Annotated in this window: 17 protein-coding genes; 5 read left to right on the forward strand and 12 right to left on the reverse strand. The window is 71.7% G+C overall.

The genetic code is table 11. The features are described from left to right. Both Mam01_RS07725 and Mam01_RS07730 read right to left on the reverse strand, forming a co-directional pair. On the reverse strand, nt 1–660 hold a 660-nt coding region (locus tag Mam01_RS07725; protein WP_204284717.1), incomplete at its 3' end, for a cellulose-binding domain-containing protein. A 34-nt stretch (nt 661–694) separates the two neighbouring features. Then, entirely contained in the window at nt 695–2071 is a 1377-nt protein-coding gene (locus Mam01_RS07730; RefSeq protein ID WP_239101124.1) for a glycoside hydrolase family 10 protein, read from the reverse strand. Between the two features lie 784 nt (nt 2072–2855). Here Mam01_RS07730 and Mam01_RS07735 point away from each other — a divergent pair. Further along, nucleotides 2856–4136, forward strand: coding sequence for a hypothetical protein (locus Mam01_RS07735; RefSeq protein WP_204284718.1), 1281 nt, complete (start codon nt 2856–2858; stop codon nt 4134–4136). 16 nt (nt 4137–4152) lie between these two features. Here Mam01_RS07735 and Mam01_RS07740 read toward each other — a convergent pair whose 3' ends face one another. Further along, nucleotides 4153–5304 (reverse strand): acyl-CoA dehydrogenase family protein, encoded by a 1152-nt coding sequence (locus tag Mam01_RS07740; protein WP_204284719.1) that lies wholly within the window; start codon nt 5302–5304, stop codon nt 4153–4155. Between the two features lie 87 nt (nt 5305–5391). Between Mam01_RS07740 and Mam01_RS07745 the strand changes: the two genes are divergently transcribed. After that, nucleotides 5392–6072, forward strand: coding sequence for a winged helix-turn-helix transcriptional regulator (locus Mam01_RS07745; protein WP_204284720.1), 681 nt, complete (start codon nt 5392–5394; stop codon nt 6070–6072). A gap of 14 nt (nt 6073–6086) precedes the next feature. Here the strand turns inward: Mam01_RS07745 and Mam01_RS07750 are convergent, their stop codons facing one another. Continuing rightward, on the reverse strand, nt 6087–7223 hold the full coding sequence (locus tag Mam01_RS07750) for a HupE/UreJ family protein (RefSeq protein ID WP_204284721.1): 1137 nt from the start codon (nt 7221–7223) through the stop codon (nt 6087–6089). Nucleotides 7224–7316: 93 nt separating this feature from the next. Continuing rightward, nucleotides 7317–11267: a metallophosphoesterase gene (locus Mam01_RS07755; protein WP_204284722.1), complete on the reverse strand. Its 3951-nt coding sequence runs from the start codon at nt 11265–11267 to the stop codon at nt 7317–7319. A gap of 374 nt (nt 11268–11641) precedes the next feature. Between Mam01_RS07755 and Mam01_RS07760 the strand changes: the two genes are divergently transcribed. The 3 genes from Mam01_RS07760 to Mam01_RS07770 all read left to right on the forward strand — a co-directional run bounded on the left by Mam01_RS07760 (nt 11642) and on the right by Mam01_RS07770 (nt 17004). Beyond that, a complete protein-coding gene (locus tag Mam01_RS07760; protein ID WP_204284723.1) occupies nt 11642–14098 on the forward strand; it encodes an ExeM/NucH family extracellular endonuclease in 2457 nt (818 codons plus the stop codon). A 343-nt stretch (nt 14099–14441) separates the two neighbouring features. Beyond that, entirely contained in the window at nt 14442–15737 is a 1296-nt protein-coding gene (locus tag Mam01_RS07765) for a cytochrome P450 (RefSeq protein WP_204284724.1), read from the forward strand. Nucleotides 15738–15879: 142 nt separating this feature from the next. Further along, nucleotides 15880–17004: a HesA/MoeB/ThiF family protein gene (locus Mam01_RS07770; protein WP_204284725.1), complete on the forward strand. Its 1125-nt coding sequence runs from the start codon at nt 15880–15882 to the stop codon at nt 17002–17004. 2 nt (nt 17005–17006) lie between these two features. Here Mam01_RS07770 and Mam01_RS07775 read toward each other — a convergent pair whose 3' ends face one another. From Mam01_RS07775 to Mam01_RS07805, 7 genes are all read right to left on the reverse strand, one after another. Beyond that, on the reverse strand, nt 17007–18308 hold the full coding sequence (locus Mam01_RS07775; protein ID WP_204284726.1) for a sensor histidine kinase: 1302 nt from the start codon (nt 18306–18308) through the stop codon (nt 17007–17009). Further along, nucleotides 18305–18994, reverse strand: a complete 690-nt coding sequence (locus tag Mam01_RS07780; protein WP_204284727.1) for a response regulator transcription factor — start codon at nt 18992–18994, stop codon at nt 18305–18307. The genes Mam01_RS07775 and Mam01_RS07780 overlap by 4 nt, the downstream gene beginning before the upstream one ends. Before the next feature lie 140 nt (nt 18995–19134). Then, nucleotides 19135–20466 (reverse strand): cation:proton antiporter domain-containing protein, encoded by a 1332-nt coding sequence (locus tag Mam01_RS07785; RefSeq protein ID WP_191910105.1) that lies wholly within the window; start codon nt 20464–20466, stop codon nt 19135–19137. Nucleotides 20467–20484: 18 nt separating this feature from the next. After that, nucleotides 20485–21849: a cytochrome P450 gene (locus tag Mam01_RS07790; protein ID WP_204284728.1), complete on the reverse strand. Its 1365-nt coding sequence runs from the start codon at nt 21847–21849 to the stop codon at nt 20485–20487. Beyond that, complete coding sequence (locus Mam01_RS07795) at nt 21843–22889, reverse strand: alpha-hydroxy acid oxidase (protein WP_204284729.1); 1047 nt, start codon at nt 22887–22889, stop codon at nt 21843–21845. The genes Mam01_RS07790 and Mam01_RS07795 overlap by 7 nt, the downstream gene beginning before the upstream one ends. Beyond that, the gene (locus tag Mam01_RS07800; RefSeq protein WP_239101125.1) at nt 22886–24454 is read right to left on the reverse strand and encodes an NAD(P)-binding domain-containing protein; all 1569 of its coding nucleotides are present in this window, start codon (nt 24452–24454) and stop codon (nt 22886–22888) included. The genes Mam01_RS07795 and Mam01_RS07800 overlap by 4 nt, the downstream gene beginning before the upstream one ends. A 64-nt stretch (nt 24455–24518) precedes the next feature. Next, the gene (locus Mam01_RS07805; RefSeq protein WP_204284730.1) at nt 24519–26159 is read right to left on the reverse strand and encodes a class I adenylate-forming enzyme family protein; all 1641 of its coding nucleotides are present in this window, start codon (nt 26157–26159) and stop codon (nt 24519–24521) included. Between the last annotated feature and the right edge of the window lie 27 nt (nt 26160–26186).

Raw genomic sequence — 26186 nt, forward strand, 5'->3', positions numbered from 1 at the left:
GCCCGACTTCGGCTGCGCCAGCGCGCCCGTCGAGGTCCAGCGGTACGACGACGGCAGGTTGCAGGTGCCGGTCGGCGTCGCGGACGGTGACGGAGACGCGGACGGAGACTGGGACGGGGACTGGGACGGCGTCGAGCTGGGCGACTGCGACGGGGTGGAGCTGGGAGTGGCGCTGGGCGAGCCCGGGCTGCCGGTGCAGGCCACGCCGTTCAGGGAGAACGAGGTGGGCACCGGGTTGCTGCCGTTCCACGAGCCGTTGAACCCGAAGTTGACGCTGCCGCCTGAGGGGATGGAGGCGTTGTAGGAGACGTTGGTGGCCGTCACCGTCGAGCCGGACTGGGTGTTGGTGGCGTTCCAGATCTGGCTGATCTGCTGACCGGCGCCGAAGGACCAGGTCAGCTGCCAGCCGTTGACCGCGTCACCGAGGTTGTTGATGGTGACGCTGGCGCCGAACCCGCCGCCCCACTGCGAGGAGATGGCGTAGTCGACCCGGCAGGCCACGGCGGCCTGGGCGGGCTGGGTGGCCACCAGGCCGGCTCCACCGCCCAGCAGGGCCGTGACGGCGCCGATCGCGAGGCCGCGACGCGAGGTACGCCGGACCGGAGCCGCGGTCGTGCCGTCGGACAGGCGCGGTGACCGCGCTCGCCAGGGCAGATGCATCTGAATTCTCCTTGTCGTCATGTTTCAGCCGCCGTCAGGGGCTGGTGCAGGTGGCGGTGGGGGTGGCCGCGTTGCCGTTGGCGGTGAAGCCGAAGGTCGTGGAGCCGCCCGCCGCGATCGAGCCGTTGTAGGACTCGTTGGTGACCGTCACCGAGGAACCGGACGTGCTCTGCCGGCCGTTCCACAGGCTGCTGATGCTCTGGCCGCTCGGCCAGGTCCACTTCACGGTCCAGCCGTTGACCGCCGAGCTGCCCGCCTGCACCGTCACCTCGGACTGGAACCCGCCACCCCAGCTGTTGATCGTCTTGATCGTCGCCGAGCATCCGCCGGGAAGCGGGGACCTGGTCGGCGAAGCCGACGGGCTCGAACTCGGGCTCGTGCTCGGGCTCGCACTCGGGCTCGCGCTGGGGGAGTTGGACGGGCCGGGGCCCGCGTTGTTCAGAGCGTTGAGGACCGCGTCGTAGGCGGGCTTCTTGTTGTTGCCGCTGAACAGCAGCGGGGTGTCACCGGACCGCCAGGAGTCCTGGTCGCGCACGCCCCACACGGTGATGCCGTTGCAGCGGGGCACCGCGAGGCAGTCGTTGGTCACGGCGGCGTAGGTCTGCGCCGAGGCGCCCTGGATGTCCAGCTCGGTGATCTGCACGTCGACGCCGAGGGCGGCGAAGTTCTGCAGGGTCGTGCGGAAGTTGCTGTTGTACGCGCTGCCGCTGTTGAAGTGCGACTGGAAGCCGACGCAGTCGATCGGCACGCCGCGCGACTTGAAGTCCTTGACCATGTTGTAGACGCCCTGCGTCTTGGCCCAGGTCCAGTTCTCGATGTTGTAGTCGTTGTAGCAGAGCTTGACGGACGGGTCGGCGGCCCGCGCGGTGCGGAACGCCACCTCGATCCAGTCGTTGCCCGTCCGCTGCAGGTTGGAGTCGCGCCGGCCACCGCTGTTGCCGTCGGCGAACGCCTCGTTGACCACGTCCCAGGCGTAGAGCTTGCCCTTGTAGTGGGCCATCACGCCGTTGATGTGGTCGATCATCGCCTGCCGCAGCGAGCTGCCCGACAGGGACTGCATCCAGGGCGGCTGCTGGCCGTGCCAGGCCAGCGTGTGGCCACGCACCCGCTTGCCGTTCTGCACCGCCCAGTTGTAGACCCGGTCGCCGCTGGAGAAGTTGAACTGGCCGCGGTTGGGCTCGGTCGCGTCGGGCTTCATCTCGTTCTCGGGCGTCACCATGTTGAACTCGCGGTTCGCGATGGTCGTGTAGTTCGAGTCGCCGAGCCGGCCGGCGGCGATGGCGGTGCCGAAGTAGCGCCCGCTCTGCGCGGCGGCCGCGCCGAGCGTGCTCGCCGCCGCGTCGGCCGGCGTCGTCGACACCGTCACCGCGGCGACCATGCCGAGTACGCCGACGGCGGCGGCGATCAGCACCCGCGGACTCCTGGAAGGCCGCGACGGAAGTAAGGCTTTGGTGCCCATGAGGGAGTGCTCCAGACTGAATCACGGGAAAAGCGGACACGCGAGGTCTCCCACGCGATCGACGCCGCGTCCCGTGATCGGGAAACGCACACCACTAGGGCGTCGCGAGCTGCGGTCCTCACCGCGCACCACCACATGGCAGGAGGAAGCCGCCTAGGGACACAGTTTGGAAACCATGCCGAAATGTGTCAAGCCCTCCGAGAAAGTTTCAGACTAATCCTCACGCCGTCACGGGCGGCGCCCGCCGATAACGCCTGATGAGCCACACACTCGCCCGCCACCCCTCGGCAGGCGCGGGGTGCCGTCCTTGACGTCTCCTCTTCGCCTCGTATTGGCTCCGATCTGCCCACCACCACCCGCCTGACAGAGAAGGAACCGCGACAGGGAAGACATGTGAGCGCTAACAGCCGAGCCGGGGCCTGACCCGGCGGCCGTGGCGCGGGGCGGTCCGGGGACAGACACCACGTCCCCGCAGCCGCCCTCTCGAACAGTCACCGATGAGGAGGTTCACGGCCGCAAAGACGAACGTCCCGCACGGTCGCCTTCGTCACGTCGTGTCAGCACCGGCCCGGCTCCGGGCCGTCCGGTCCCCCTTACGCGGGACACCCGCGTCACGAGTACATCAAGATCAGCAGCGACTCGCGTCAGGGATCGCTAGGGTGAGCGCCCGCCCCCTTGATCGATCTCCTGGATGTGACGCGTGCGCCGTTGTCGGCCGATCCTTCCCGCCGTCCTCGTGACCGGCGGTTACGCGGCGGCGCTCGTCGTCGCCGCCGGGCTCGCGCTGGCCTCTGACGACGTCGGCCTCCTGTGGCGGCTGTCGCTCTTCACCTGCGCGGACGAGGACGCCGCGGCCACCTGGCCGATCGTGACCGTGCTCGTCCTGGCGGGTGGTCTGTGGGCCTGGGCGCTGTGGCAGAGCCTCCGGGGCCTGCCGTTCCCCAAGCCCTTCTCGGACGACCGCGAGACCCGCTCGCTGCAGTGGGCGCTGTTCGCGGCGGTGGCGTTCTGGGCGTTCTACGCGGTCATGCCGATCTGGCCGTGGTGGGCGGTGGTGCTCGACGCGCTCCTGATGTCGGCGGTCATGGTGCTCTTCCACCCTGTGCTGCGCCGCGTCCTGCGCCACGCCGATCTCGCTCTGGGCGCCGGCCTGCTGGCCCAGGTGTGCGTGGCGGTGACCGAGGTGGCCGACGCGCTCGACTGGCCCCAGGGCTGGCGGACGGCCCTGGACGACAATCTCACCGGCCTCGGAACGCTGGTGTGGTGCGGGCTGGCGCTCGTGGCGCAGCGGCGGGACGGCCGCTGGGGCCGGACGACGGTGTGGTACGGCGTCGCCTCCCAGCTCGCGCCGTTCGTGCTCCTCATCCTGGGACAACCGCTGATGGAGGCCGGTGACCTCTACGGCGTCTACGACGAGGCCACCTCGGCCGCCGCCGACGCCCTGTTCGTGATCTGGCTGGCCCGGTCCGCCCACGAGCTCGCCGGACCATACGGCGGTCCCGCGCCGTACGCGCCGCCGGCCGGCGGGAGGGCCGCGCTCACCTCGGCGGCCCGCCTCACCGCGTGTGTGGTCCTGCTCCTCCCGCCGCTGGCCAACTACCACGCGGCGTGGATAGGTTCCCATGTGCCGATCGACCGGTTGGCCCGCGACCTGAGTGACGTGGCGGCCGGCGTCTCCCCGGCGCTTCTGCGGGGTCTCGACCTGTTCGTGGGCCTCGGCGGGCTGGCCGTGCCGGTGCTCGTCGCACTGCACCGGCGGGCCGTGTTCTGGCCGGCCATGGGCGCGCTGCTCCTCACCGCGTTCGCCGGGCCCGCCGCCATGGCCCTGACCGGCGGGCCCGATCCCGGCCTCTATGACGGCTGGGTTCTCACCCGGCCGGACGGGGCCGACCCGTTCGGGACGACGTTCCCGCCACCGCTGACCGTCTCCCCCTTGTGGGTCACCGCCGCCTGCCTGGTGTCGGCCGCCCTGCTCTTGTGGTCGCGCGCGTCCGGGCGCCTCCCCGGCAAGGGGTGAGCCGTTGACGCGCCGGTCACGGCACGCGTCTCGCCTCGGCCAGCGCGGCGGCGCCGGCCAGCGCCAGGGTCGCCTCGGGGGTGAGGGGGTGGAACGGGCCGCCGCGGACGTCCCGATATGCCCGTTCCAACGGGGAGGTACGGAAGAACGCGGCGCCACCCACGGCGTCGAGGGCGAGATCGACGACGGCCTTCGCCTCGCACACGGCGTGCCGCTTGGCCGTCATCAACGTGACCAGGGCCGGCTCGTCCGCCGGCGGGTCGTCGCCGACCTCCTCGACGGCGGCGAGCAGCGCCCACCGGGCCACCCGCAGGCGGGCGGCCATCTCCCCCAGCTGGCGCACCACGGCGGGAGCCGGGTCTCCGGCACGCGCGGCGATGACGCGGAGCGCCTCGTCGTACGCCCCCTGCGCGATGCCCAGGTAGACCGCGCCCGCGACGGGCGCGAAGTGGATCGCGGCGACCAGCAGCGGCCCCGCGAGCCTGCCGTACGGCCGCCGCCCGAGGATCTTGTCGGCGGGGACGAACACGTCCTCGAACACCAGGTCGTGGCTGGCGGTGCCGCGCATGCCGAGGGTGTCCCAGGTCTCCACCAGGGAGACGCCGGGGCTCGACAGCGGCACGCCCGCGTGCAGCACCTCGGCGCCGGGCCCGGGTTCGCCGAGCACCGCCGAGGTGGAGATGACGGTCGCGGCCGGCGCCTGCGAGCAGAACGTCTTCCGCCCGGTGAACCGGAACCCGCCGTCGACCTCGACGGCCGTCGTCGTCGGGCACACCCAGTCGGATCCGCCGCTGGTCGCCATGATCAGGCCGTCGGCGGCGATCCGGCGCAGCGCGCCCTCGGCGTCCGGCGCGCCCCGGCGGTGCCGCCAGCACTGGACCAGGGTCAGGTAGAGATGCATGGCGGCGGCGAGCGCGGCCGACCCGGCATGGCGGGCGAGCTCGCCCTCGGCCAGCACCACCTGACGCAGCCCGGCGCCAAGGCCGCCGAACTCGGCGGGTACGGCCAGCCGCAGATAGCCGTGGTCCCGCATCGCCTGGTAGCCCTCGGCCACGAAGGTGGCGTCCAGGTCGTGCCGCGCCTCGGTCAGGGCGCATTCCCGTCCCACTTCGGCGGCCAGCGCGACGACGCCGGCGTCGTGCAGGGGCTCGTTCATCGTCAGAGTCATGGCTCGACGCTAGAAAGGCCGGGAGTCCGTCTCTAGTACGAGATGTGTACCACCTGGTGGTTTCGTTCCGGGGTTACGCTGAGCGGCGTGGGTTCCTCGTACGGACAATTCTGTCCCGTCGCGAAGGCGATGGAGCTGCTCGACGAGCGTTGGACACTGCTCATCATCCGGGAGCTGGTCACCGGAAGCCGTTACTTCAACGAGCTGCGCCGCGGGGTGCCGAGGATGTCCCCCTCGCTGCTGTCCAGGCGGCTCAACCGGCTGGAGCGGGCCGGCGTCCTGGAGCGCCGTCCCGACGGCAACCGCGTACGGTACCTGCTCACCCCCGCAGGGCAGGAGCTGCGGCCGGTGGTCGAGGCGCTGGGCGCCTGGGGCATCCGCTGGATCCCGGAGCTGGGCGACGAGGACCTCGATCCGCAGCTGCTGCTGTGGGACATGCACCGCAACGTCGACCACGACGTCGTCCCCGGGCAGCGCACCGTGGTGCGGTTCAGCTTCACGGACGTGCCCGCGAACACCCGTGACTGGTGGCTGGTCATCACCCCCGGCGACGTGGACGTGTGCAACGACGACCCCGGCTATCCGCCGACGGTGAGCGTGATCGCCGGCCTGCGGCGGATGACCGAGATCTGGCGGGGCGACCTCACCTGGTCCGGCGCGCTGCGCTCCGGCGCCGTCGAGGTGCAGGGCCCGGAGGCGGCCCGCCGCGCCCTGCCCCGGTGGTTCAGGCTGTCGACGTTCGCCCAGGTCCCCCGCCCCACCGGCTGACCTGCGGATCCGCGTCAGAGGGGCAGCGCGATCCGGTCGACGCACCAGTAGAGGCTCACCGCCACGATGGGGACCGACATCGCGGCTGTCATCCAGTGGGCGGCGGAGGTGCGACGCAGCAGCGCCAGCAGCGGGAAGAGCACGGCGATGATCAGGAGCTGGGTCGCCTCGATGCCGACGTTGAAGCTGAGCAGCGACAGGAGCAGCTCCCACGACCCCTTCTCCTCGATGTCCAGCGCGCTCGCGAAGCCCAGCCCGTGCACCAGGCCGAAGGCGAAGACGATCGGCAGCCGCCATCTGCCCAGTCTGTCCTCGTCGCGGCCCAGGAGGTTGGCGACGGCCACGACGATGATCGACACCGCGATGACCGGCTCGACGATCCCCGCGGGCACGTGCACGATCCCGAGCGCCGCCAGCAGGAACGTGATGCTGTGGGCGGCCGTGAAGGCGGAGGCCGTGACGACGACGTCGCGCGCGCGGCGGGCGCCGATGAGCAGGGCGAGCAGGAAGAAGACGTGGTCGAGGCCGGAAAGCAGGTGCTCGGCGCCGAGCAGGAAGAACTCCCCCACCTGGTGCGAGGCCCGGTGCTCGCCGACCCGCAGCGTCGGGTTCGCGGCGGTCAGCACCGCGGAGCCCGTCGTGCCGTCGAGCGTGTATCCGACGATCGTCTGCGTGCTGTGCACGAAGCTCTCGGCGTCGGGGAAGATCGCGCTGGAGACGGCGTGCCCGCCCTCTCCGCCGCCCGCGCAGCGGTAGGCGAGGGTCACCACCGCGAAGGCCACCCCGTCACGGGTGCGCACGTCCGCGTCGCCCACGGGGGTGGCCGTGCACGGCGAGTCGCCGTACGCCACGGCGAACCGGCGGGTGACGTAGCCGACGACCGCGGCGTGGTTCTTCTTCAGCTGGCGGAGCTGCTCGGCCCGTTCCTTCGCGTCGTACGCCTCGGCGTACAGCCAGGCCGACTTCATGAGGAGGTCGTACTCCAGGTCGAGCACGACTCTGACGTCCGCGCCCGTTCCGGTCACCGTGGCGTGCGCCTTCGTGGTCGCGTTGTGGGCCGACGCCGGGGCAGCGGCCAGCACACCGAGGGCACAGGCGACGGCACAGGCGAGAGCGAGGACGGCCGCGGACAGCCGGCGCCTGCGGGACATGTCTGTTTCTCCAGGATTCGAGTGTTTCGAGGGGGCAGGCCGCCCCGGGCGCTCCGCGGTGACGCGGGGCCCGGGGCGGCGGTCACGGACTGTTCAGCCCTTCTTGTGCTGGAACCAGCGGTAGAGAGGCGAGTCCGGTCCCCACGTGCCGGGACGGCCGTGCTCGTCCCTGGTGACGAACACGCTCGGTTCGGATGCGGTCACGCCGCCGCCGGTGGAGCGTGCGGTGACGAACCAGGCGTACGCCGTGTCGCCCTTGAGGCGGTTCCAGGTCACCGAGGCGACCTGACCCGATTCGACCGCGCTCGTGCCGATGACCCGGGTGGGCTTGTAGATGGCCAGCGAGTCGGTGGCGAAGCTCGTCGTACGGGTGGTGAGGTCGACCGGGAGCACCATGTTGTCCTCGCGCCCGTCGTAACGGCGCAGCGGGTCGAACTCGCCCGCCCCGAAGTCGTTGAGCAGGGGCGAGTAGGTGTCCACGGTCAGCTCCGCCCGCTTGACGTTGAACTGCAGCAGGCGGAAGAAGCTCGCGCCGAACTGGAGCTGGTCGTCCGGGTTGTACCCGCCGACCTGCGTGAGCCCGAGGCGATCGGCCGAGACCGTGTAGAACTGGTAGTCCGCCAGCAGTTCGACGACGCCGTTGCCGACCTGGCCCACCTTCGGCTTCACGTTCGTCCCCACACCGTGCTCGTGCCCGGCGAGGATGAGGAAGACGTTCGGGTTCTTCTCGACCACCGTCTTGTAGAGCATCGAGCCGTCGGGCGCCGAGAATCCCGCGCCCCGTCCGTCGGGGTTGGTGCTCGGCACGAGGTAGTCGTGCGAGAGCAGGATGCCGTTCCGGCCGGGGAACCGCTTGAAGACGGAGTCGGCCCACTCGGCCTCCTCCCGCGTGACGCCGTACGACAGGCCGACCACGACGAAGTCCAGTCCGCCCGCGGAGAACAGGTCGTAGTGGTTCTGGTTGTCGCCCTCCTTCCACGGCCCGCCGTACTCCGCGTGCTGCCAGCCCTGCGCCGCCGTCTGGTAGCGGCCGGGGCCGTAGTACTTGTTGTAGATCGCCTCCGGCCCGTCCTCGGTGCCCGACTGGTTGTCGTGGTTGCCGGCGATCACGCCGTTGGGGATGCCCGCGTCGTCCAGCACCTTCTGCTGCTTGGACGACACCTCCAGCTCGCCGGTGACCTCCCGCTGGGTGGCCTCGTCGGCGGGCTTCCTGATGTTGTTCTCGATGATGTCGCCGGTGTGCGCGACGTACGAGATCTTCCGCTGGTCCCTGTTGCCCTTGATCCAGTTGACGATCCCGGCGTACGCGGACTCCCACACCGCGCGCTCCTCGGCGGTCTCCTGCTCCACCGCGCCCTCCGACAGATACTGCGTGTCGGTGAAGTGGACGATCGAGAAGTCGTACGTGGAGGGGTCGGCGAAGCCGTTCGGGTCGCCGGGGTCGATGTCGTCGGCGAACGGGTCCTCACCCGTCACCATCACGTGGACCTGCTGCCCGTCGACGTACCGGTCGCCGACCACTGCGGTGAGGGCGGTCTGGCCCTCGGCGGCGCCGCGGGCGCTCGTCAGCAGATCCCACGCCCGGGCCTTGGTGTTCCAGGCCCGCAGCGACACCAGGCGCTCGGGGTCGATGACGCCCTCCCAGCGCAGGACCGGGGCGTCCACATGGCCCTTCACCTGGATGTCGTACCGCTGGTAGGTGACGTCCCGGCCGGCGGGCGCGTCGAGCGTGGCGCCGTCGGCGGGCTCCAGCCCGGTGGCCTTGAGCTTCTTCTCGCCCGGCACCTGGAGGGTCGTGGGGACGGCGTCGGCGACGCCCTGGTACGCCTGGTTCGGGGTCAGGATGTCGGCTTCGGAGAACGTCGCCTTGACCTTGCCTCCGCCGGGCTCGGCGACCTTCGCCGAGAGCGTGACGGTGCCCGGCACGTCGGCGGTCCCGGACGCCGGGGTGAGCTCGGCGGGGACGTCCGGGATTCCGGCGGACTCGAACGCGATCTCACGGGTGGCGGTGTTGCCGAGCGAGTCGGCGCCGGTCACGGCGAGGGTGTGCCTGCCGGGCGGCAGGCCGGGGCCCACCTGGGCGCCCAGCGCGATCGCCTGCCCGTCGAGCGTGGCGTCCGGCCCGGACACGACACCGGAGGCGTCCTCCAGCGTGACGTCCAGCACGACGGATGCGGTGATCTTCTCACCCGCGGCGGGGACGCTCGCGGCGACCTTGGGCGCCGTGTTGTCGGTGACCAGCGTGCGGGTGGCCTTCTCCCCCGTGGTCGAGGTCGCGGCGAGGGTGTGCCTGCCGTCCTTGATCGCGGTGGTGTCGAGGTCCGCACGCAGGCCGGCCGCGGGCGCGTCCACGAGGAACTCGAGGTCGATCTCGGTCAGCAGGTTCACGTTGTCGCCGCAGTTTCCGTCGCCCATGCTGTAGGAGCTCTTGAGCATCTGGCCGCTCGCCGTGCCCCGCACCGGCGCGAGAGCGATGTTCGAGATCGCGAAGTCGTCGCGGTTGTTGCCACACGACGTCGGATAGGTGCCGGTCACGAAGTCGATCGTGTTCCAGCCAGGCACGAGGTACTCGTTCGGGAAGGTGAAGTCGACGCGCCGGCTGACGAAGTCGCCGTCGAGCACGACCTTCCGCCCGTTGACGAGCAGGTGGTTCTGGTAGCGCGCCTCGATCGAGTTGCTGCCCACGGTGAAGCTGAGCGTCGCGTCGCCCGAGCCGAGCGTCCGGACGACGCGGACGCCCGGGGCCTCGATCGTGTAGCGCAGTTCGACCTCGCGGAGGGTCGCCTGGCCGCTGCCGCAGGTGCCGTCGCCCATGTCGTACGACGGCTTGACGTCACGGCCGGTCACGGTGGCGCCGTCGAGGGCGAGGCCGAGGTTCGCGATGGTGAAGTCGTCGCGGTCGACGCCGCAGGACGCCTTCCAGTCGCCGGTCACGAACTTGATCACGTTGTCGCCGGGCACCAGGAGCCGGGCCGGGACCGCGACGGTGACGCGCTGGTTGACCCAGGACCCGCCCAGGTCGACGCGCTTGCCGTTGACGAGCAGGAAGTCGTCGTACTTGTCCTCGATCGCGTCCGCGCCCACGTCGAAGCTGAACTTCGCCGCGCCGTCGCCCAGTGTGGCCTTGCCGGCGGGTTCGGCGCCGTCGACGGTGAGGGCAGAGACGCCGCCCGCGCCCGCGGCGGGCACGGTCGCGGACACCGGCGTGGTGCCCGCCACCAGCGTGCCGTCCGTGGGCGTCAGCCGGGGCGCCCCGGCCGGGGCGTTGTTCACGGTCACGGCGTTCTTGACGGTGGCCCCGGACGCGGTCGTGGCGGTGATGGCGTGCTCGCCGTTCGCCAGCGTCGTGGTGTCCAGATCCGCCGCGAGACCGGTCGTCCCCTGCGGGTCGCCCTTGACGAAGAACTTCAGCGCGGCCTGCTTGAGCAGCGCGGTGTTCGAGCCGCAGTTGCCGTCGCCGAAGGAGAGGGTGTACGGGTTGTCCTCCCCGTCCGCGACCTCGCCGAGCAGTTCGAGGCCCACGTCGGACAGGACGAAGTCGTCGTAGTTGGTGCCGCACGAGCTCTGGACCGTCCCGGCGAAGATCTCGATCGTGTTCTCGCCCTTGACGAGGTGTTCGTTCGGGATCTCGATGGTCGCCCGCTCGTTCACGAGGTCGCCGATGTCGGTCCGGTACGCGCCGTTGACGAGCACGTAGTTGTGGTATCGCGCCTCCGTCGAGTTCGAGCCGACGTCGAAACGGAGCCTGGACACGCCCACCGTACGGGTGGCGTTCAGCGCGCCGCCGTCGACGGCCAGTCTCGTCACGCTGTCACCGGCCGCGGCGGGGACCGCCGCGACCTTCACCATGCCTTCGAGGTACGAACCACCGGCGGGGCTGAGCGTCGGCGGGGTGGGGGAACCGGTCGGCGCCGGGCTGGGACGCCCGCGGCCCGCTTGCGCGGGGTCGGGGTCGGCGTGCGCCGCGGTCACGACGGCCCCGGCGAGCAGCGTCGCGACCATGGCGATCACGGCGGCCACGGCGAGACGCCCTCGTCGCCTCACGCCTCCAAGCAGCTTTCTCGCTGCCACTGGCTGCATCTGGTGCAGTCCCTTCCATCAGGTTCGATAAGACGCCGACAAAACGGCGTGGTCTTCGAGCGGCCACAGTGGATTTCAGGAGTGAACGACGTGCGTGAAGAGGCTGAAGCAAAGGCGAACTATCGCCTCATTCTGGGCATATGTCACAAATAGCCAACAAATAGGCCACAGCACACGCAACCGGCAGAAGGCGATAGCCCTGGGCGAACTTTCATCCCGTTTGGGCGATTTGTCGGCAGCGAGGCTCCGGGCCGTGCGTGCCGCCGCCCATCAGGCGTTCACCGTTCATACATAGAAAAGATGGTCTGTGCTGATTAAGGCGGCTTTACTCTCAGGCCATGCGCGCAACACCTCGGGCACTCGCGATCCTCGTCACCGCCGGCCTCGCCGCCGGCTCGATCGCCGCCCTCTCGCCCGCTCCCGCCGCCGCGGCGCCGGGAACAGTAGTGATCAGCCAGGTCTACGGGGGAGGCGGAAACTCCGGCGCCCCCCTCACCAACGACTACGTCGAACTCTTCAACCGCACCGGCGCCTCCGTCTCGCTGAGCGGCTGGTCGGTGCAGTACACCAGTGCGACCGGAACCGGGAACTTCTCCGCCAACAAGACCGACCTCAGCGGCACCCTCGCCCCGGGGCAGTACCACCTGGTCCAGCTCGCGGCGGGCACCACGCCCAGCGGCTCCCTGCCGACGCCCGACGACGTCGGCGGCGTCAACATGAGCGGCACGGCGGGCAAGCTCGCGCTGGTACGCTCCACCACCGGCCTGGCCTGCAACGGCTCCACCGTTCCCTGCACCGATGAGCAGCTCGCGCTCGTCGCGGACCTGGTCGGCTACGGCACCGCGAACTTCTTCGAGGGCACCCCCGCGCCCGGGCTCACCAACGGCACCGCCGCGATCCGCAGGGGCGGCGGCTGCACCGACACCGACGACAACGGCGCCGACTTCGAGGCCGCGGCGCCCGCGCCGCGCAATAGCGCCACCACGGCGGCCCCCTGCGCCGGCCCGGATCCGTCCCCGTCTCCCTCGGCCACTCCGAGCGAGAGCCCGAGCCCGTCCGCCTCTCCCTCCGCGTCCCCGAGCGAGAGCCCGAGCCCGTCGCCGTCCGCCTCCCCCTCGCCGAGCGCGAGCCCGTCGCCCTCCACCACCCCGAGCCCGCCGCCCACGTGCGACACGCCGGTCACCCACCGGATCGCGCAGGTGCAGGGCGACGGCGACGTCAGCCCCGTCGCCGGCCAGGACGTCCGGGTCGAGGGCGTCGTCACCGGCTCCTTCCAGGGCGCCGGTCAGCTCGGCGGCTTCTACGTCCAGGACCCCAAGCCGGACAAGGACCCGGCGACCTCCGAGGGCCTGTTCGTGTTCTCCTCCTCGCCGGTCAAGGCCGGCGACCGCGTCCTCGTCTCCGGCAAGGCGGTCGAGTACAACGGCCTCACGGAGATCTCGCCGACCACGGCGGTGAACGTGTGCGGCACCGGCACGATCAAGCCGGTTGAGGTGAATCTGCCGCTCAAGGAGGGCGTCACCTTCGAGCGGTACGAGAACATGCTCGTCACCTTCAAGGACGACATGGCCGCCTCCGAGATCTACAACCTCGGCCGGTACGGCGAGATCACCCTCGCGGAGGGCGGCCGCCTGTGGCAGCCGACCGACCGCAAGGGCGTGGACACCGGGAAGGACGCGCGGCGTTCGATCCTGCTCGACGACGGCTCCAACGCGCAGAACCCGCCGACCCTGCCGTACCACACCGAGGGATCCAACACGGTCCGGATCGGCGACGAGGTGAAGAACCTGACCGGGGTGCTCACCTACGGCTTCGGCGTCTACCGCGTCGAGCCGACCCAGCCGGTCGTGTTCCGGCCGGAGAACCCGCGGCCCGCGAAGCCGGAGAGGGTCGGCGGCAACGTCCGGGTGGCCAGCCTCAACACGCTCAACTGGTTCACCACCCTGAAGTCCCGGGGCGCGACCACCGCCGCCGAGCGGGACCGCCAGCTCACGAAGCTGGTCGCCAACATCCTCGCTCTCGACCCCGACGTGGCCGGCCTGATGGAGATCGAGCGCAACAACAACGTCGCGCTGAACGCCCTGGTCGACGCGTTGAACGCCGAGGCGGGCGCGGGCACGTACAAGGCGATCACCCACCCGAACCCGGGCACCGACCTCATCCAGACCGCACTGATCTACAAGCCGGCCAAGGTCACCCCGATCGGCGGGCCGCAGTCCTCCGCCGATCCGATCTTCAGCCGTCCGCCGCTGGTGCAGACCTTCGGCAGGGCGAACGGCAAGGGCGAGATCTTCACCATCCTGGTCAACCACTTCAAGTCCAAGGGCTGCACCGACGGGCCCGACTCGATTCCCGCCACCGGCGCCGACGCCGACCAGGGGGACGGCCAGAGCTGCTTCAACGCCAAGCGGGTCAAGCAGGCCCAGGCCGTGCTGGCCCTGATCGACAGCCTCAAGCTGCGGAACACGCTCGTCGTCGGCGACATCAACGCCTACGGCGAGGAGGACCCCATCCACACCTTCGAGGAAGCCGGGCTGGTCAGCCTGAGCAAGAAGCATGTCAAGAAGGAGGACCGCTACAGCTACCTCTTCGAGGGCCTGTCGGGCGAGCTCGACCACGCCCTGGCCGACAAGAAGCTGAACAGGCTGGTGACCGGCGCCACCATCTGGCACGTCAACGCCGATGAGGGCAGGTTCATGGACTACAACACCGAGTTCAACCCGCCCTACCTGTACGCGCCCGACGCCTACCGCTCCTCCGACCACGATCCGCTGCTGATCGGGCTCGGCCTCTGACGGAGCACGTCCCCCCGCCGGGGGGCCGGGGCCATGACGGGAGAGTCCCGCCATGGCCCCACCGCCGTGACGGCCCGCGTTGCCGGACAACCGGCAACGCGTGCTCGATCACGAGAAAGGAACAGTGCCGCCCCCTGCGCCTCCGGGCCGCTGACAGACGCGGCCGGGCACTCTAAGATCGCCGCCCAGACCCGGGCGTCGCGCAATCGGCGCCGTCCAGGCGACCGGAAAGGCGGGCGATTCCTTGACCCCCGACATATGGCCGGTGCCGGCCGCGGAAGACCTGGCGTCGATGCCCCTCGAATCCCTGCTGACGAGGGAGTACCAAGCGGATCCCGCACGCGTGCACGAACGCCTCCGCGCCGCGTACGGCCCGGTGGCCCCGATCGAGCTGCACGGTGTGCCGGTGTGGTTCGCCTTCGGGTACGACGAGGTGCGCTACATCATGCAGAACCCGGACGAGTTCTGGAGCAAGCATGTCGGCCACTGGCGGGCGTTCACCGAGGGCCGGATCCCCGCCGACTGGCCGCTGATCCCCCTCCTGTCCGCCGACAACTCGGGCTTCCACGACGGAGACCGGCACCGCGGTCTCCGGGGCGCGTGGATCGCCGGCCTGCGGGAGTTCCAGGAGCCCGGTGGGGAGCACACCCAGAAGTTGGAACGCGCCATTCTGAAGTACTGCGACGACCTCATCGGCGTCATGACGGAAGGCGCGCCCACCGGATGGGCGGACCTGGCCGCGCAGTACGGGCGGCCGCTGCCCCTCATGGTCGCCAACCACCTCCTCGGCGTCACCCTCGACCGCGGCGAAGAGATGATCATGGATCAGTGGCGCCTGCTGGACGGTCCCGACGCCGCCGGGGCCTACCAGCGCCTGAACACGGCCCTCCTGGAACTGGCGACGGCCAAGCGCCACCGGCCCGGTCACGACCTGCCCTCCGCCATGTTCGCGGCCGCCCCCGCCCTCACCCCCGAGGAGGTGGCGCGCGAGCTGTTCATGCTGTCCGGCTTCCTCGACTTCACCGGCAGCCTGATCTGCAACGTCATCCTCGAGGCCGTCGGCAACCCGAACCTGCGGACGTCGGTGACGTCGGGGCAGATCGAGGAGCTGGTCAACCGCGTCGCCCTGCTCAACCCCGCGCTGGCCAACCTGACCTTCCGTTACGCCAGGACGACCGTCAAGCTCGGCCGCTTCACGATCGCCGCCGGAGACCCGGTCATGCTGTCCATCTCGGGCGCGCACGCCGATCCCCTGTTCGCCTCCGCCCTGAACCGCGACACCGTACGCAGCACCCGGGCTCATCTCGCCTGGGGCGCCGGCCCGCACAGGTGTCCCAGCCAGCGGCTGGCCACCCAGATGTGCACGATCGCCGTACGCCGGCTGCTCGACCGGTTCTCGGCGCTCACCCTGGCGACCCCGCCCGAGCAGTTGCCCTGGCGGCCCTCCCCGTTCGTCCGCGCGCTGCGCTCCCTGCCCGTGCGGTTCGAGGTCAACCCCAACGCCGTGCCCGTGTCCCGCCCGGGTCAGGCGACCGCCGGCCAGGAGCCGCCGCCGGAGGAGACCGATGCCGACGGCTGGCGGCCGCCCGCCCGTTCCGGCTTCTGGACGTTCCTGCGGAAGCTGCGCCGCGCCCCCTGAGCCGGCCGAGTGAGCCGGCCCCGTAAGCCCGCCGATGCGCCTTCGGCATCGTTCTTGACAGACCTGGACACTTCCAGAAAGATCCACCTGTCGATGATGGTCATGCTCGCGATGCCGAGAGGTCGCCGTGCGGTTGCCCCGTGTGAAAGCCCAGCACCGTCCGCACAGATACGGTACGGACCGGATCCGGATAGGCGGGCCGACCTACGGCGCGACGGCGGAGATCCGCGATCCCGACGGCCACGCCTGGGCGGCGCTGAACGCGATGGACGGCACGCGGACCCCCGAGGAGATCGCCACCCGTCTGGTCCGCGCCTTTCCCGGGCTGCCCGAGACCGAGGCGGCCGGCGTCGTCCGTCTCCTGCTCGACTCGGGGTACGTCGAGGACGCCGCGGGCCCGCGGTCCGAGGAGTTCGGCCTGCCCGAGCTCGAACGATACTCACGCAACGCGGCGTACTTCCGCGGCGCCGACCTCGTGCCCCGCGACATCCCCCGCGAGGGCCCCCGTGATCACGGTTGGGAGGCGCAGGTGCGCCTCAAGCGCTCGCGTGTCCTCGTCCTCGGGCTGGGCGGCACGGGCAGCCACACCGCCTGGGCGCTCGCCGCGTGCGGCGTCGGCGAGATCCACTGCGTCGACCGCGACGTGGTCGAACTGTCCGACCTCACCCGGCAGGCCCTCTACCGCGAGGCCGACGTCGGCAGCCCCAAGGTGGAGGTGGCCGCCGCCCGGCTCGCCGAGGTCAACTCCTCCGTACGGGTGACCGGGGAGACCCGCGCGGCCGAGTGCGAGGAGGACATGCTCGACCTCGTCCGCGGCTTCGACGCCGTGGCGATGTGCGCCGACGAGCCCGCCGGCCGGGGCGGCATCCGCGTCTGGGCCAACCGCGCCTGCCTGGCGGAGCGGATCCCCTGGGCGCTCGGCGGCTACAACGGCCCGCTGGTCAGCGTGGCCGCGTTCGTCCCCGGCGGACCGTGCTACGAGTGCCTGACCGCGAGCGTCGACGCCTCACTCGCCCCCGGAATCCCGGTCGGCCTCGGCGGGCCGGGCGTGATCGCGCCCTCGGCCGGGGTGTCGGGGCACCTGACCGCCCAGGCCGTCATCGCGTTCCTGACCGGGATCCCCGCGGCCCTGGGCAGCCACGTCACCGGGGTCAACCTCGTCTCCCCCGACCAGCACGTCTACACCCGCCCTCCGGCGGCGCCGGACTGCCCGGCCTGCGCCCCGCACAGGCTGCCCGCCGAACCCCTCCGCAGCGTCGCGGGCTGAGGTCACCGGCCCGCCGTCCCGTCCCGGGCGGGCAGGGAGGTCCCGCTCCGCACCTGTTGCGGCAGCAGGAGCCGGGGCTCGCTCGGCACCGGTTCCGCCGCCGTACGGGGCAGGCTGATGGTGAAGACGGCCCCGGCCCCCGGCCGCCCGTCGACGTGCACCGTGCCGCCGTGCGCGTCCACCACCTCGCTCACGAGAGCCAGGCCGATGCCGAGACCTCCGCTGTGGGGCGCCCCGGCGTGCCGGGCGAACAACCGCTCGCCCTCACGCGGGTCCAGCCCCACCCCGTCGTCCCGCACGCTGAGCTGGACCACGTCGGGCCCCGAGCAGATCGTCACCCAGATGTGGCCGCCCGCGGAGGTGTGCCGGAGCGCGTTGTCGAGGAGCGCGGAGATCACCCGGCGGAGCGCGGACTGCGCTCCGCGCACGACGTGGTCGCCCGGCCCCCTCCGCACGTCGATCGTCACCCCGCGCTGGCCGGCGCGGGCCGCCTCGGCGCCGGCCGACTCCTCGGCGAGGGCGGCCAGGTCGACCGGCCCGGACGGCCGGTGCTGCCTGAGCTGGCTCGACAGCAGCAGGTCCTCGATCACCTCGCCGAGCTGCCCGATGCCCGTGACCAGCCGGTCGAGGTCGCCGGCGACGAGGACGGGGTCCGGTTCCCGGCCCAGACGCCGGGCGGCGAGCTGGGCGCGGACGTGCAGGCGGGCCAGCGGGCTGCGCAGCTCGTGGCTGACGTCGGCGGTGAACCGGCGCTGCCGGTCGAGCGCCTCGCCCAGCGGCGCGATCGCCCGGCGGGCGAGGACCTGGCCGATCAGCAGCGCCGCCAGGAGAGCCGCGATCTCGGCGGCGCCGAGGACCCGCAGCAGCCGCTGCCGCTCGGCGGTCTGGTAGCGCAGGTCCTGCACCGCCTGCACCGGCACGTCACCGCGAAGCTGGGTGTGGACCAGCAGGTCGCGCCCGGCGAGGTGGACGAGGCCGGTCCGCGTCCTCCCGTCGGCGGCGACCGCGTCCAGCGTCGCGCGGATCGGCAGGATCGACGGCGCCCCGGGCGAGCTCCGCATGGTGCCGCCGTGCAGTTCGAAGAGCCAGACGCAGGGCGGGGGCTGGGAGATCGGGGCCACCTGCGCCGCGACGGCGAGGTCCCGCCGGGCGCCGACGTCCTGCCCGTGCGCCACCGCCCAGAAGACGACCGCGCCCATCACCGCCGTCACCAGGCAGAAGACGCCCGCGACCTGCAGGGTGATCCGGCGGCGGGCGCGGATCAGCAGGCGGCGCTCCGGGTCGAAGGGCCGTCGGGGCGTCACAGCTCGCCCAGGCGGTATCCGACGCCGCGCACGGTGCGTACGACGCCCGGGCCCAGCTTGTTGCGCAGGTAGTAGACGTAGGTGTCCACGATCGACTCGGTGCTGGCCCCGTCGAAGACCCGCTGCCGCAGCGAGGAGCGCGTGTGGACCTGCCGGGGGCGGGCCGCCAGCGCGTGGAGCAGCCAGTATTCCCGGCCCGACAGCGTCACCTGCTCTCCGGACGGCAGCCGTACGGTGAAGGACGCGGAGTCGAGCCAGCCCGCGCCGAGGGGCAGCAGCGCGGCCTGGTCCAGGTTCCTGCGGTGCAGGGCGCGGATCCTGGCCAGCAGTTCGTCGATCTCGAACGGCTTGACCAGATAGTCCTCGGCGCCGGCGTCGAGCCCGGTGACCCGGTCGGCGACGGCGCCGAAGCCGGTGAGCATCAGCACCGGCACGGTGACCGCCTGGCGGCGCAGGCGTCTCAGCAGGTCGAGCCCGTCGACCACGGGAAGCCCGCGGTCGATGATCATGACGTCGTAGCCGCGGCTCAGTCCCAAATGCAGGCCCCGCTGCCCCTCCAACGCCAGGTCGACCGTGTATCCCTGGTCGGTGAGCACATCGGCCAGCATGTCTCCCAGCTCGCGGTCGTCCTCCACGAGCAGCAGGCGACGGGAGCGCGGTTCGGATGTCCCCGATATCCGTGCCACTGCAATACCGTGGCACCAATATCGGGAAATATCCAGACTTTTGGATCGCGCTTCCGGCTCCCGTCGCCTGCGTTCTGCGGTTTCAGCGGGTTTCCCCCGGCCGCCTCGCGACCGAAACGTGAAAGTAGCTGAAACCGGTCTCAGGCGGCCGCCCGCTCGCGCCCGGCCACGCTCTCCGCCTCCGCCGCGCGCACCCGCTCCAGGCGCTCCGGAAGCGCCAGTTTGTAGAGCGGCATGGCGCCCGCGGTGGTGATCACGGCCACGAGGACGAGCATCGCGAAGACCTCCTGCGTGATCATGCCCTGGGCCAGGCCGATGTTGATGAAGATGAGGATCATCAGCCCGCGGGCGTTCATCATCGCGCCCACCGCCCAGGACTCGCGCCAGCCGAAGCCCATCGCCCTCGTCGCGAGGGAGCAGCCGAAGTACTTCCCGCAGAAGGCCGCCGCCAGGATCACCGCGAACGCCAGCAGCGCGGGACCTCCGGCGATGCCCGCGAGATGGGTGTTCAGCCCGGAGAACGCGAAGAAGACGGGGAGCAGCAGGGTCGAGACGACGTCCATCATCCGGCTGTGCAGGGCGGCGCGGAACGCCGGCTCGCGCGGCATGGCGAGCCCGGCGATGAAGCCGCCGAACACCGAGTAGACGCCGATCGCGTCGGTGATGAACCCGGCGGTGAGCGGCACCAGGACGACCACGTAGACGGCGCCCGCGCCGAACTGCCCGGTGCGGGCGACCTGGCGGCCCAGCGGACGCAGCAGCCGGGCCACCACCAGGAGCATCACGGCCGCGAACCCCGCCGTCAGGGCGATGGTGCGCAGCGTGTCGGCCGGGCCGCCGCCCAGATGCACCGCCGACAGCGCCGCGAGCAGGCACCACGCCACGGCGTCGTCGATGGAGGCGGCCAGCAGGGTGAGCCGGCCGACACGCGTGTTCTGCAGCCCGCGCTCGTACAGGATCCGCGCGAGCATGGGGAACGCGGTGAGCGACAGCGCTCCCCCGAGGAACAGGGCGAACTCCAGCCGGCCGACGTCGGGGCGGGAGAGCTGGCCCCACATGAGGAGCCCGGCGCCGACGCCGAGGATCATCGGGGAGCCGATCCCCGACGCCGCCAGCACGCTCGCCTTGCGCAGCTCGCCCGGGGCGCGGGCGTCGTGGTCGATCCCGGCTCCGACGAGGAACATGTACAACGTCAGGCCGATGGTGCTGAGCACGTACAGGACGGGTCGGACGTCGGCGGGGAACAACGCCGCCTGGGCGTCGGGGAACAGCGCGCCGAGCAGCGTCGGCCCGAGCAGGACACCGGCGACCATCTCGCCGACGACGCGCGGCTGCATCACCATGGTGGCCAGGCGGCCGCACACCGCCGCGGCCAGCAGGATGACGGCCAGGGCCGGCAGCACCTTGAGGACCAGTTGGAGGTTGTGGTCGGTGGCGGGGGCGGCCGCCAGGGAAAGGGCCGGGACGAACATGACGTGCTCCTCAGCAGCTCATGATCGGATGGCGTCGCCGGGAAGATCGGCGAAGTGGCGCTCGCACAGTCGCAGCCTCCGCGCGTCCCAGACCATGTAGGTGCCGAGGACGAGCTGCACAAGACTGCGCCAGAGGTTCTCCCAGTCGTCCCTGAACCGCATGAACAGCAACGTCAGGCGGTGTCCGGGCCCGCGCGGGGCCCCCAGGGGGGTGAGAAGGCAGGGTCCCCGGTTGGGCAGGGACCGGGTGTGGGCGGCGGTGGAGTCGAGCCGGTACGCCCGGAGGGTCTCCCGCACCGCGACCCGCATCATCAGGGGAGCGAGCCGCCAGGCCGGGCAGGGACGGTTCGCCGGCATGCCGAACGGGATGTGGTTGAGCTCCCGGACCGGGGCGTGGCCGGGGGCGAAGCGCTCCGGATCGAAGCGCTCCGGATCGGGGAAACCGGCGCGGTGGAAGGAGGGGTAGTCGAAGCACAGCACCGAGCCGGCCGGGATCGCGGACCCCTCCCCGAGGGGGATGTCGCCGGTGGTGACGCGGTGCGCGATGCCGAAGAGCGGATAGAGCCGCAGCGTCTCCGAGATCACCTGGTCGAGGTAGCGGTCGTCGCCGCCCCGCGCCCTGTCCTGGACCTCCGGATGCTGCGCGAGGGCCATCAGCACGTGCGCCGTGGCCTCCGACATCTGCACCACGGCGGTGTTGAAGAAGGTGCCCTGGAGATACAGCGCCTGCTCCCGGTCCGTCAGGCCGGGCGGGAGTTCCTGCCGCACCCGTGGCAGTGACTCGACGAGATACGCGGTCAGCCGGTCGCGCCGGTCCATGTGCCGCAGGCCGCAGCACTTCAGGGCGGTCACGACGTCGTCCGCGTTGCCGACGATCAGGTCGCGGGCGTACGGCGGGCACTCCTCGCCGAAGACGAGCTCGTAGGAGAACTCGGCCCACGCCGGCATCATCAGGTCGCGCAGCCGGACCACGCCGCGCCTCTCCCGCCCCTGCCCATCCCGCAGCGTACGGGTGACACAGCGGCGGGTGAGCGCCTCGGCCCGCGCCCGCGGCACGGACAGGATCCGGCGGGTGGCCAGGGCGACGGCGTCGTAGCGCTCTCCCTCCTCCAGATGTTCCTGGTGCATCTCGGGCCCCGGCGACAGCCAGTACCAGAACAGATCCGACAGGGCGGCGCCCCTGCTGCGGCCGGAGGCCGCCGGGTGGGAGTAGACCTCCCTGAACCGATCGACGCCGACGAGGTCTCCCGGGACCGGGATGCTCTCGTCGCCGTTGATCCGGGTGAAGACCCACCCGCGCACCGCGACGACCCGCCCGGGGAGCCACCGGGGCAGGCTGATCACGACGAGGGCCGCGGCCGCCGCCCACAGCGCGGTCAGCACGGCCGCACCAGGTCGGGTCCGAGGTCCCGTACGGAGGCGACGCCGCACAGGGCGAGCGCGTGCTCGATCTCGTCGCGGAGCAGCCCGAGCACGCGGGCCGCGCCGCGCTCGCCGTCCGCCGCGAGGCCCCAGATCACCGGACGGCCCACCGCGACGGCGGACGCGCCGAGTGCCAGCGCCTTCACCACGTCGGTGCCGCGCCGGATCCCGCCGTCCACCAGCACGGGTACGGCGCCGCCGACGGCGGCGGCGATCGCCGGCAGCAGGTCGACGGCGGCCGGGACGGTGTCGAGCTGCCGTCCGCCGTGGTTCGACACGTACAACGCCGACACGCCGTGGTCGAGGGCGAGGCAGGCGTCGGCGGGGTGGGTGACGCCCTTGAGCACGATCGGCAGCCGGGTCATCCGCCGCAGCAGGTCGACGTGCTCCCAGCCGATCTCCGGCGACATGACGATGGACCGCACCCGGTCGCCGTCGCGCAGGTTCTCGCAGCACATGCCGTCGGGCAGGTCGTCGAAGCCGTTGCGGGCGTCCCGGTCCCGCCGCCCCCGGGCTGGGGAGTCGACCGTGACGACCAGCGCCGCGCAGCCGGCCGCCTCCGCCCGCCGGACGATCGCCTCGGTGAAGTCCATGTCCGGCTGGAGGTAGAGCTGGAACCACAGGGTCACGCCCGACGCGGCGGACGCGACGTCCTCGACGGCCATGGTCGAGGCCATGCTCACGATCATGACGGTGCCCGCGGTGGCCGCCGCGCGGGCCGTGGCCCGCTCGCCCTCGGGATCGGCCAGCCGGTGGAACGCGGTCGGCGCCACCAGCACGGGCATGGCCAGGGAGCTGCCGAGCAGGGTGACCCCGGTCCGGGGGCTCCCCGCGCCGCGCAACACGCGCGGCAGCAGCGCGAGCCGGGCGAACGCCGTCTCGTTGGCGCGCAGGGTGATCTCCTCGCCGGCCCCGCCGGCGAAGTAGTCGTAGTGGGCGGGGGCGAGGCGGTCGCGGGCCGCCGCCTCGTACTCCCCGATGGTCGCGAGCACGGTCGTCACACCGAGACCGCGATGCTGTGGTGCTGGAAGAAGTCCCGCAGCGGATTGAGATGCACCTGCTCGGACGTCCAGTCGTTCTCCAGGTTCTCGGTGACGTGGTGGACCGCCTCCACCACGCCGTTCCGGAAGCGGCGCACCACGGGGTGGAGGTAGTGGCCCTCGTGCGCGCGCTCCGCGTCGCTCTGGGTGATCCGCCCCACCGAGATGTCGAAGGGGTCCACCTGGTCGTGGCCGGGGCCGTACTCCAGTGTGACGGCGAAGTGGCCCTGGTCGCCGACCGGTGGCCCCTGCAGGTCGAGCGGCACCTCCTCCAGGTAGCGCGCGCCGCCGCGGCCGTCGGGCACGATGACGTCGGCCAGCACCCCGAACTGCTGCCACAGCGCCGAACTGCGGTTGACCCGTTCGAGCACGGCCGCCGCGAGCGCGCCGGGCTCGGCGGGCAGGTCGCGGCCCGGCCACTCCACGCCGTGGTACCGCGCCTCCAGGGCCCGGTGCAGGGCGCGCACGCCGTACCGGAACCCGTGGATGAACCCGCTGGTCCCCCGCTTGAAGTCGCGCGACTGAGTGATCGTCCCGGCGAAGTGGAGATCCGGCACGTTGACCGACTCGAACGCCGGGGTCAGCGCCGGGAACCTGTCGTTGATCGCCAGCTCCGGCCGGCATTCGGGAGCGAAGATCGAGGGGTCGAACCGGAATCCGGTGCAGACGATCACCCGGTCGTACGGGATGTCCTTGGTGACCTCGTCGGCCCGGACGAAGGCCACGGTGACCAGGTAGGAGCCGTCGGCCCGGCGCTCGATGCGCCGGACGTCGCCGTCCAGCACGGCGTTCTGCAGCTTGAGCTGATAGGTGTCGAGGAAGTTGTTGTTGTACGCGCGCAGGTGCCCGACGAAGTGGGTCCGCCAGGCCAGCTTGACCGAGTGCGGCCCGGCCACGTGGATGACCGCGGCCGTCTCGATGAGGTTGTCGGCGGTCTCGAAGGCCGAGTTGGCCTTGCCGATGATCAGCACCCGCTTGTTCGTGTAGTCGGCGGGATCGACGGAGACGTCGCCGTACTGCTCGGCGGTCTCGACGCCGGGGATCGGCGGGACGTTGGGCCGGGTGACCCCCGTCGCGACGATCACCCGCCGGGCCTGGTATGTCCGGCCGCGCTCGTCGGTCACCGTGAACGGGCCGCCGGCGTCCGGGCGCGCGACCTCGGCGACCCGCGCGTCGTACGTGATGTGCGACTCCTGGGTGGCGGCGAAGTCCTCCAGGTAGCGAACCATGTCGTCGGCGTCGGGGAAGTAGCGGTCGCTGTAGTGGGTGAACAGGAGCCGGGGGTCGTCGGACAGCAGCGAGTTCCAGTCCATCCGGAGGTTGAGCTCCGGGTCGTCCCAGCCGGTGTACTTCTTGTTGATGGAGATCAGCTTCCGGTGGCGGGGGAAGGTCCGGAAGAACGCGCCCGGCGCGGGCGTCGCCTCCAGGATCCGGTAGCTCCGCCCCGCCCGGTGCAGGAAATGGCCCATCTGCAGGCCCGCCGGTCCGGCGCCGATCACCAGGTAGTCAAGGGTCTCTTCCGGCACTGCCGCCTCCCTCGCTGGGTGGTTGAAGTTTCACCAGTGTTGGCGGGGGATTCTCAGAAATCTCTCAGAGCGCTACCGGCGGGTGCCGCTCCAGCAGGGCGCGCTTGTCCGGTTTGCCGCTGGCCGCGACCGGCACGCCGGGCACCGTCGTGATCGTCCGGGGCACGCTGTCCGCACCGAGTTCGGCGCGGACCAGGGCGGTGAGGACGGCGGGGTCCGGCGCGCGGCCGGGCACGGGGACGACGAAGGCGTGGACGGCCTCCCCGGTCCGCTCGTCCGGCGCGCCGGTCACGTACGCCTCGGCCACGTCCGGGTGCCCGGCCAGCACCCGCTCGATGGGCCCGGCGTAGACGACGATCGCGTTGACGATGACGACGTCCCTGGTCCGGCCGGCCAGATAGAGCAGGCCCGCGTCGTCGAGGCGGCCGAGGTCGCGGGTGCGCAGCCAGCCGTCCCGCAGCACGTCGCGGGTCTCCTCCGGCTGTCCCCAGTAGCCCGTCATCAGGAAGGGGCTGCGCACGTGGACCTCACCCGTGCGTCCCGTCCCGACCGGGCGGCCCTCCTCGTCGCGCACGCTGATCTCGACGCTGGGGTGGGCACGGCCGACGGAGTCCGGCGCGCGGCCGAGGTCGCCGGGGTTGAGGATCGTGATCATCCCGGCCTCGGTCGCGCCGTACCCCTGATAGACGACGGGACCGAGCCGGTCCGCCGCCTCCCGCATCCGGTGCGGGCTGATGGGCGATCCGGCGACCATCAGCATGCGCAGGCTGCCGACGTCGGCCCGCTCCTCGCGGAGCAGGTCGAGCATCTGGCACAGCCGGGGCGGAGTGACGATGGCGCTGGTGATGCGGTGACGCTCGACCGCGTACGGGAACAGCGGCCGGCCGTCGTCCTCCGGGATGACCGCGGTGCCGCCGCCGAGCAGGCACGGCGCCAGGAAGTCCAGCACCACCTGGCTGGCCAGGGTGCCGAACAGCATGTGCCGCCCGAACCTGCCGGCGAAGCCGGGCTCGACCGACGACCAGACGCGGGGCCAGGACCAGTGCGCGCCGAGGCCGCGATAGCTGAGCACGCAGCCCTTCGGCTCGCCGGTGCTGCCGCTGGTGAAGGTCAGCAGGGCCACGTCGTCCGGACGCGCCGTGACGGCGGGGATCGGGCTGCCGCCTCCTCCGGGTGCGGCGAGGATGTCGACGGCGGCGGGCACACCGGCGAGGGGACCGAGCGACAGCACCGTGGCCGCCCCGGCCGCGCCCAGCACGTCCGGGGTCGCGGACGCCGGGTCGACGACCACCGCGTCGACTCCAGTGTCGACTCCAGTGTCCACTCCCGCCCCGACTCCCGCCCCGACTCCCGGCCCGAGGACGTGCGCGAGCTGGCGGGGCGTGTATCCGGGCTTCACGGCCACGACGCGGCAGCCCAGCACGTGCGCGGCGATCTGGGCGGCGAACGCCTCTGGCGTCACCCCGGTCCGTACGGCGACGCCCCGGCCGGGGCCGAGGCCCGCCTCCCGCATCGCCACGGCCATGCGCCCGATCAGGTCGAGCAGCTCACTCCGGGAGACGGTCCTGTCCCCCTGTTCGAAGGCCGGGCTACCGGGCGCGCTCCGCAGCGCGTCCAGGAGGACCTGCGGAAACACCCCGCCCTCTGCCTCGGTCTCGGTCTTGGCGGGCTCGGCGGGCAAGGGGGGTGCGACGGGATCGTGCACGTCCGGCTCCTTCGTCTCGCGGGCGCC

It is taken from the genome of Microbispora amethystogenes (assembly GCF_016863015.1).
Taxonomy (GTDB): Bacteria; Actinomycetota; Actinomycetes; order Streptosporangiales; family Streptosporangiaceae; genus Microbispora; species Microbispora amethystogenes.

What these genes read in the sequence shown, in the direction of transcription:
- Mam01_RS07740 (WP_204284719.1), bottom strand. Translation starts at nt 5,304, where the DNA reads ATGACTCTGACGATGAACGAGCCCCTGCACGACGCCGGCGTCGTCGCG.
- Mam01_RS07750 (WP_204284721.1), bottom strand. Translation starts at nt 7,223, where the DNA reads ATGTCCCGCAGGCGCCGGCTGTCCGCGGCCGTCCTCGCTCTCGCCTGT.
- Mam01_RS07760 (WP_204284723.1), top strand. Translation starts at nt 11,642, where the DNA reads ATGCGCGCAACACCTCGGGCACTCGCGATCCTCGTCACCGCCGGCCTC.
- Mam01_RS07785 (WP_191910105.1), bottom strand. Translation starts at nt 20,466, where the DNA reads ATGTTCGTCCCGGCCCTTTCCCTGGCGGCCGCCCCCGCCACCGACCAC.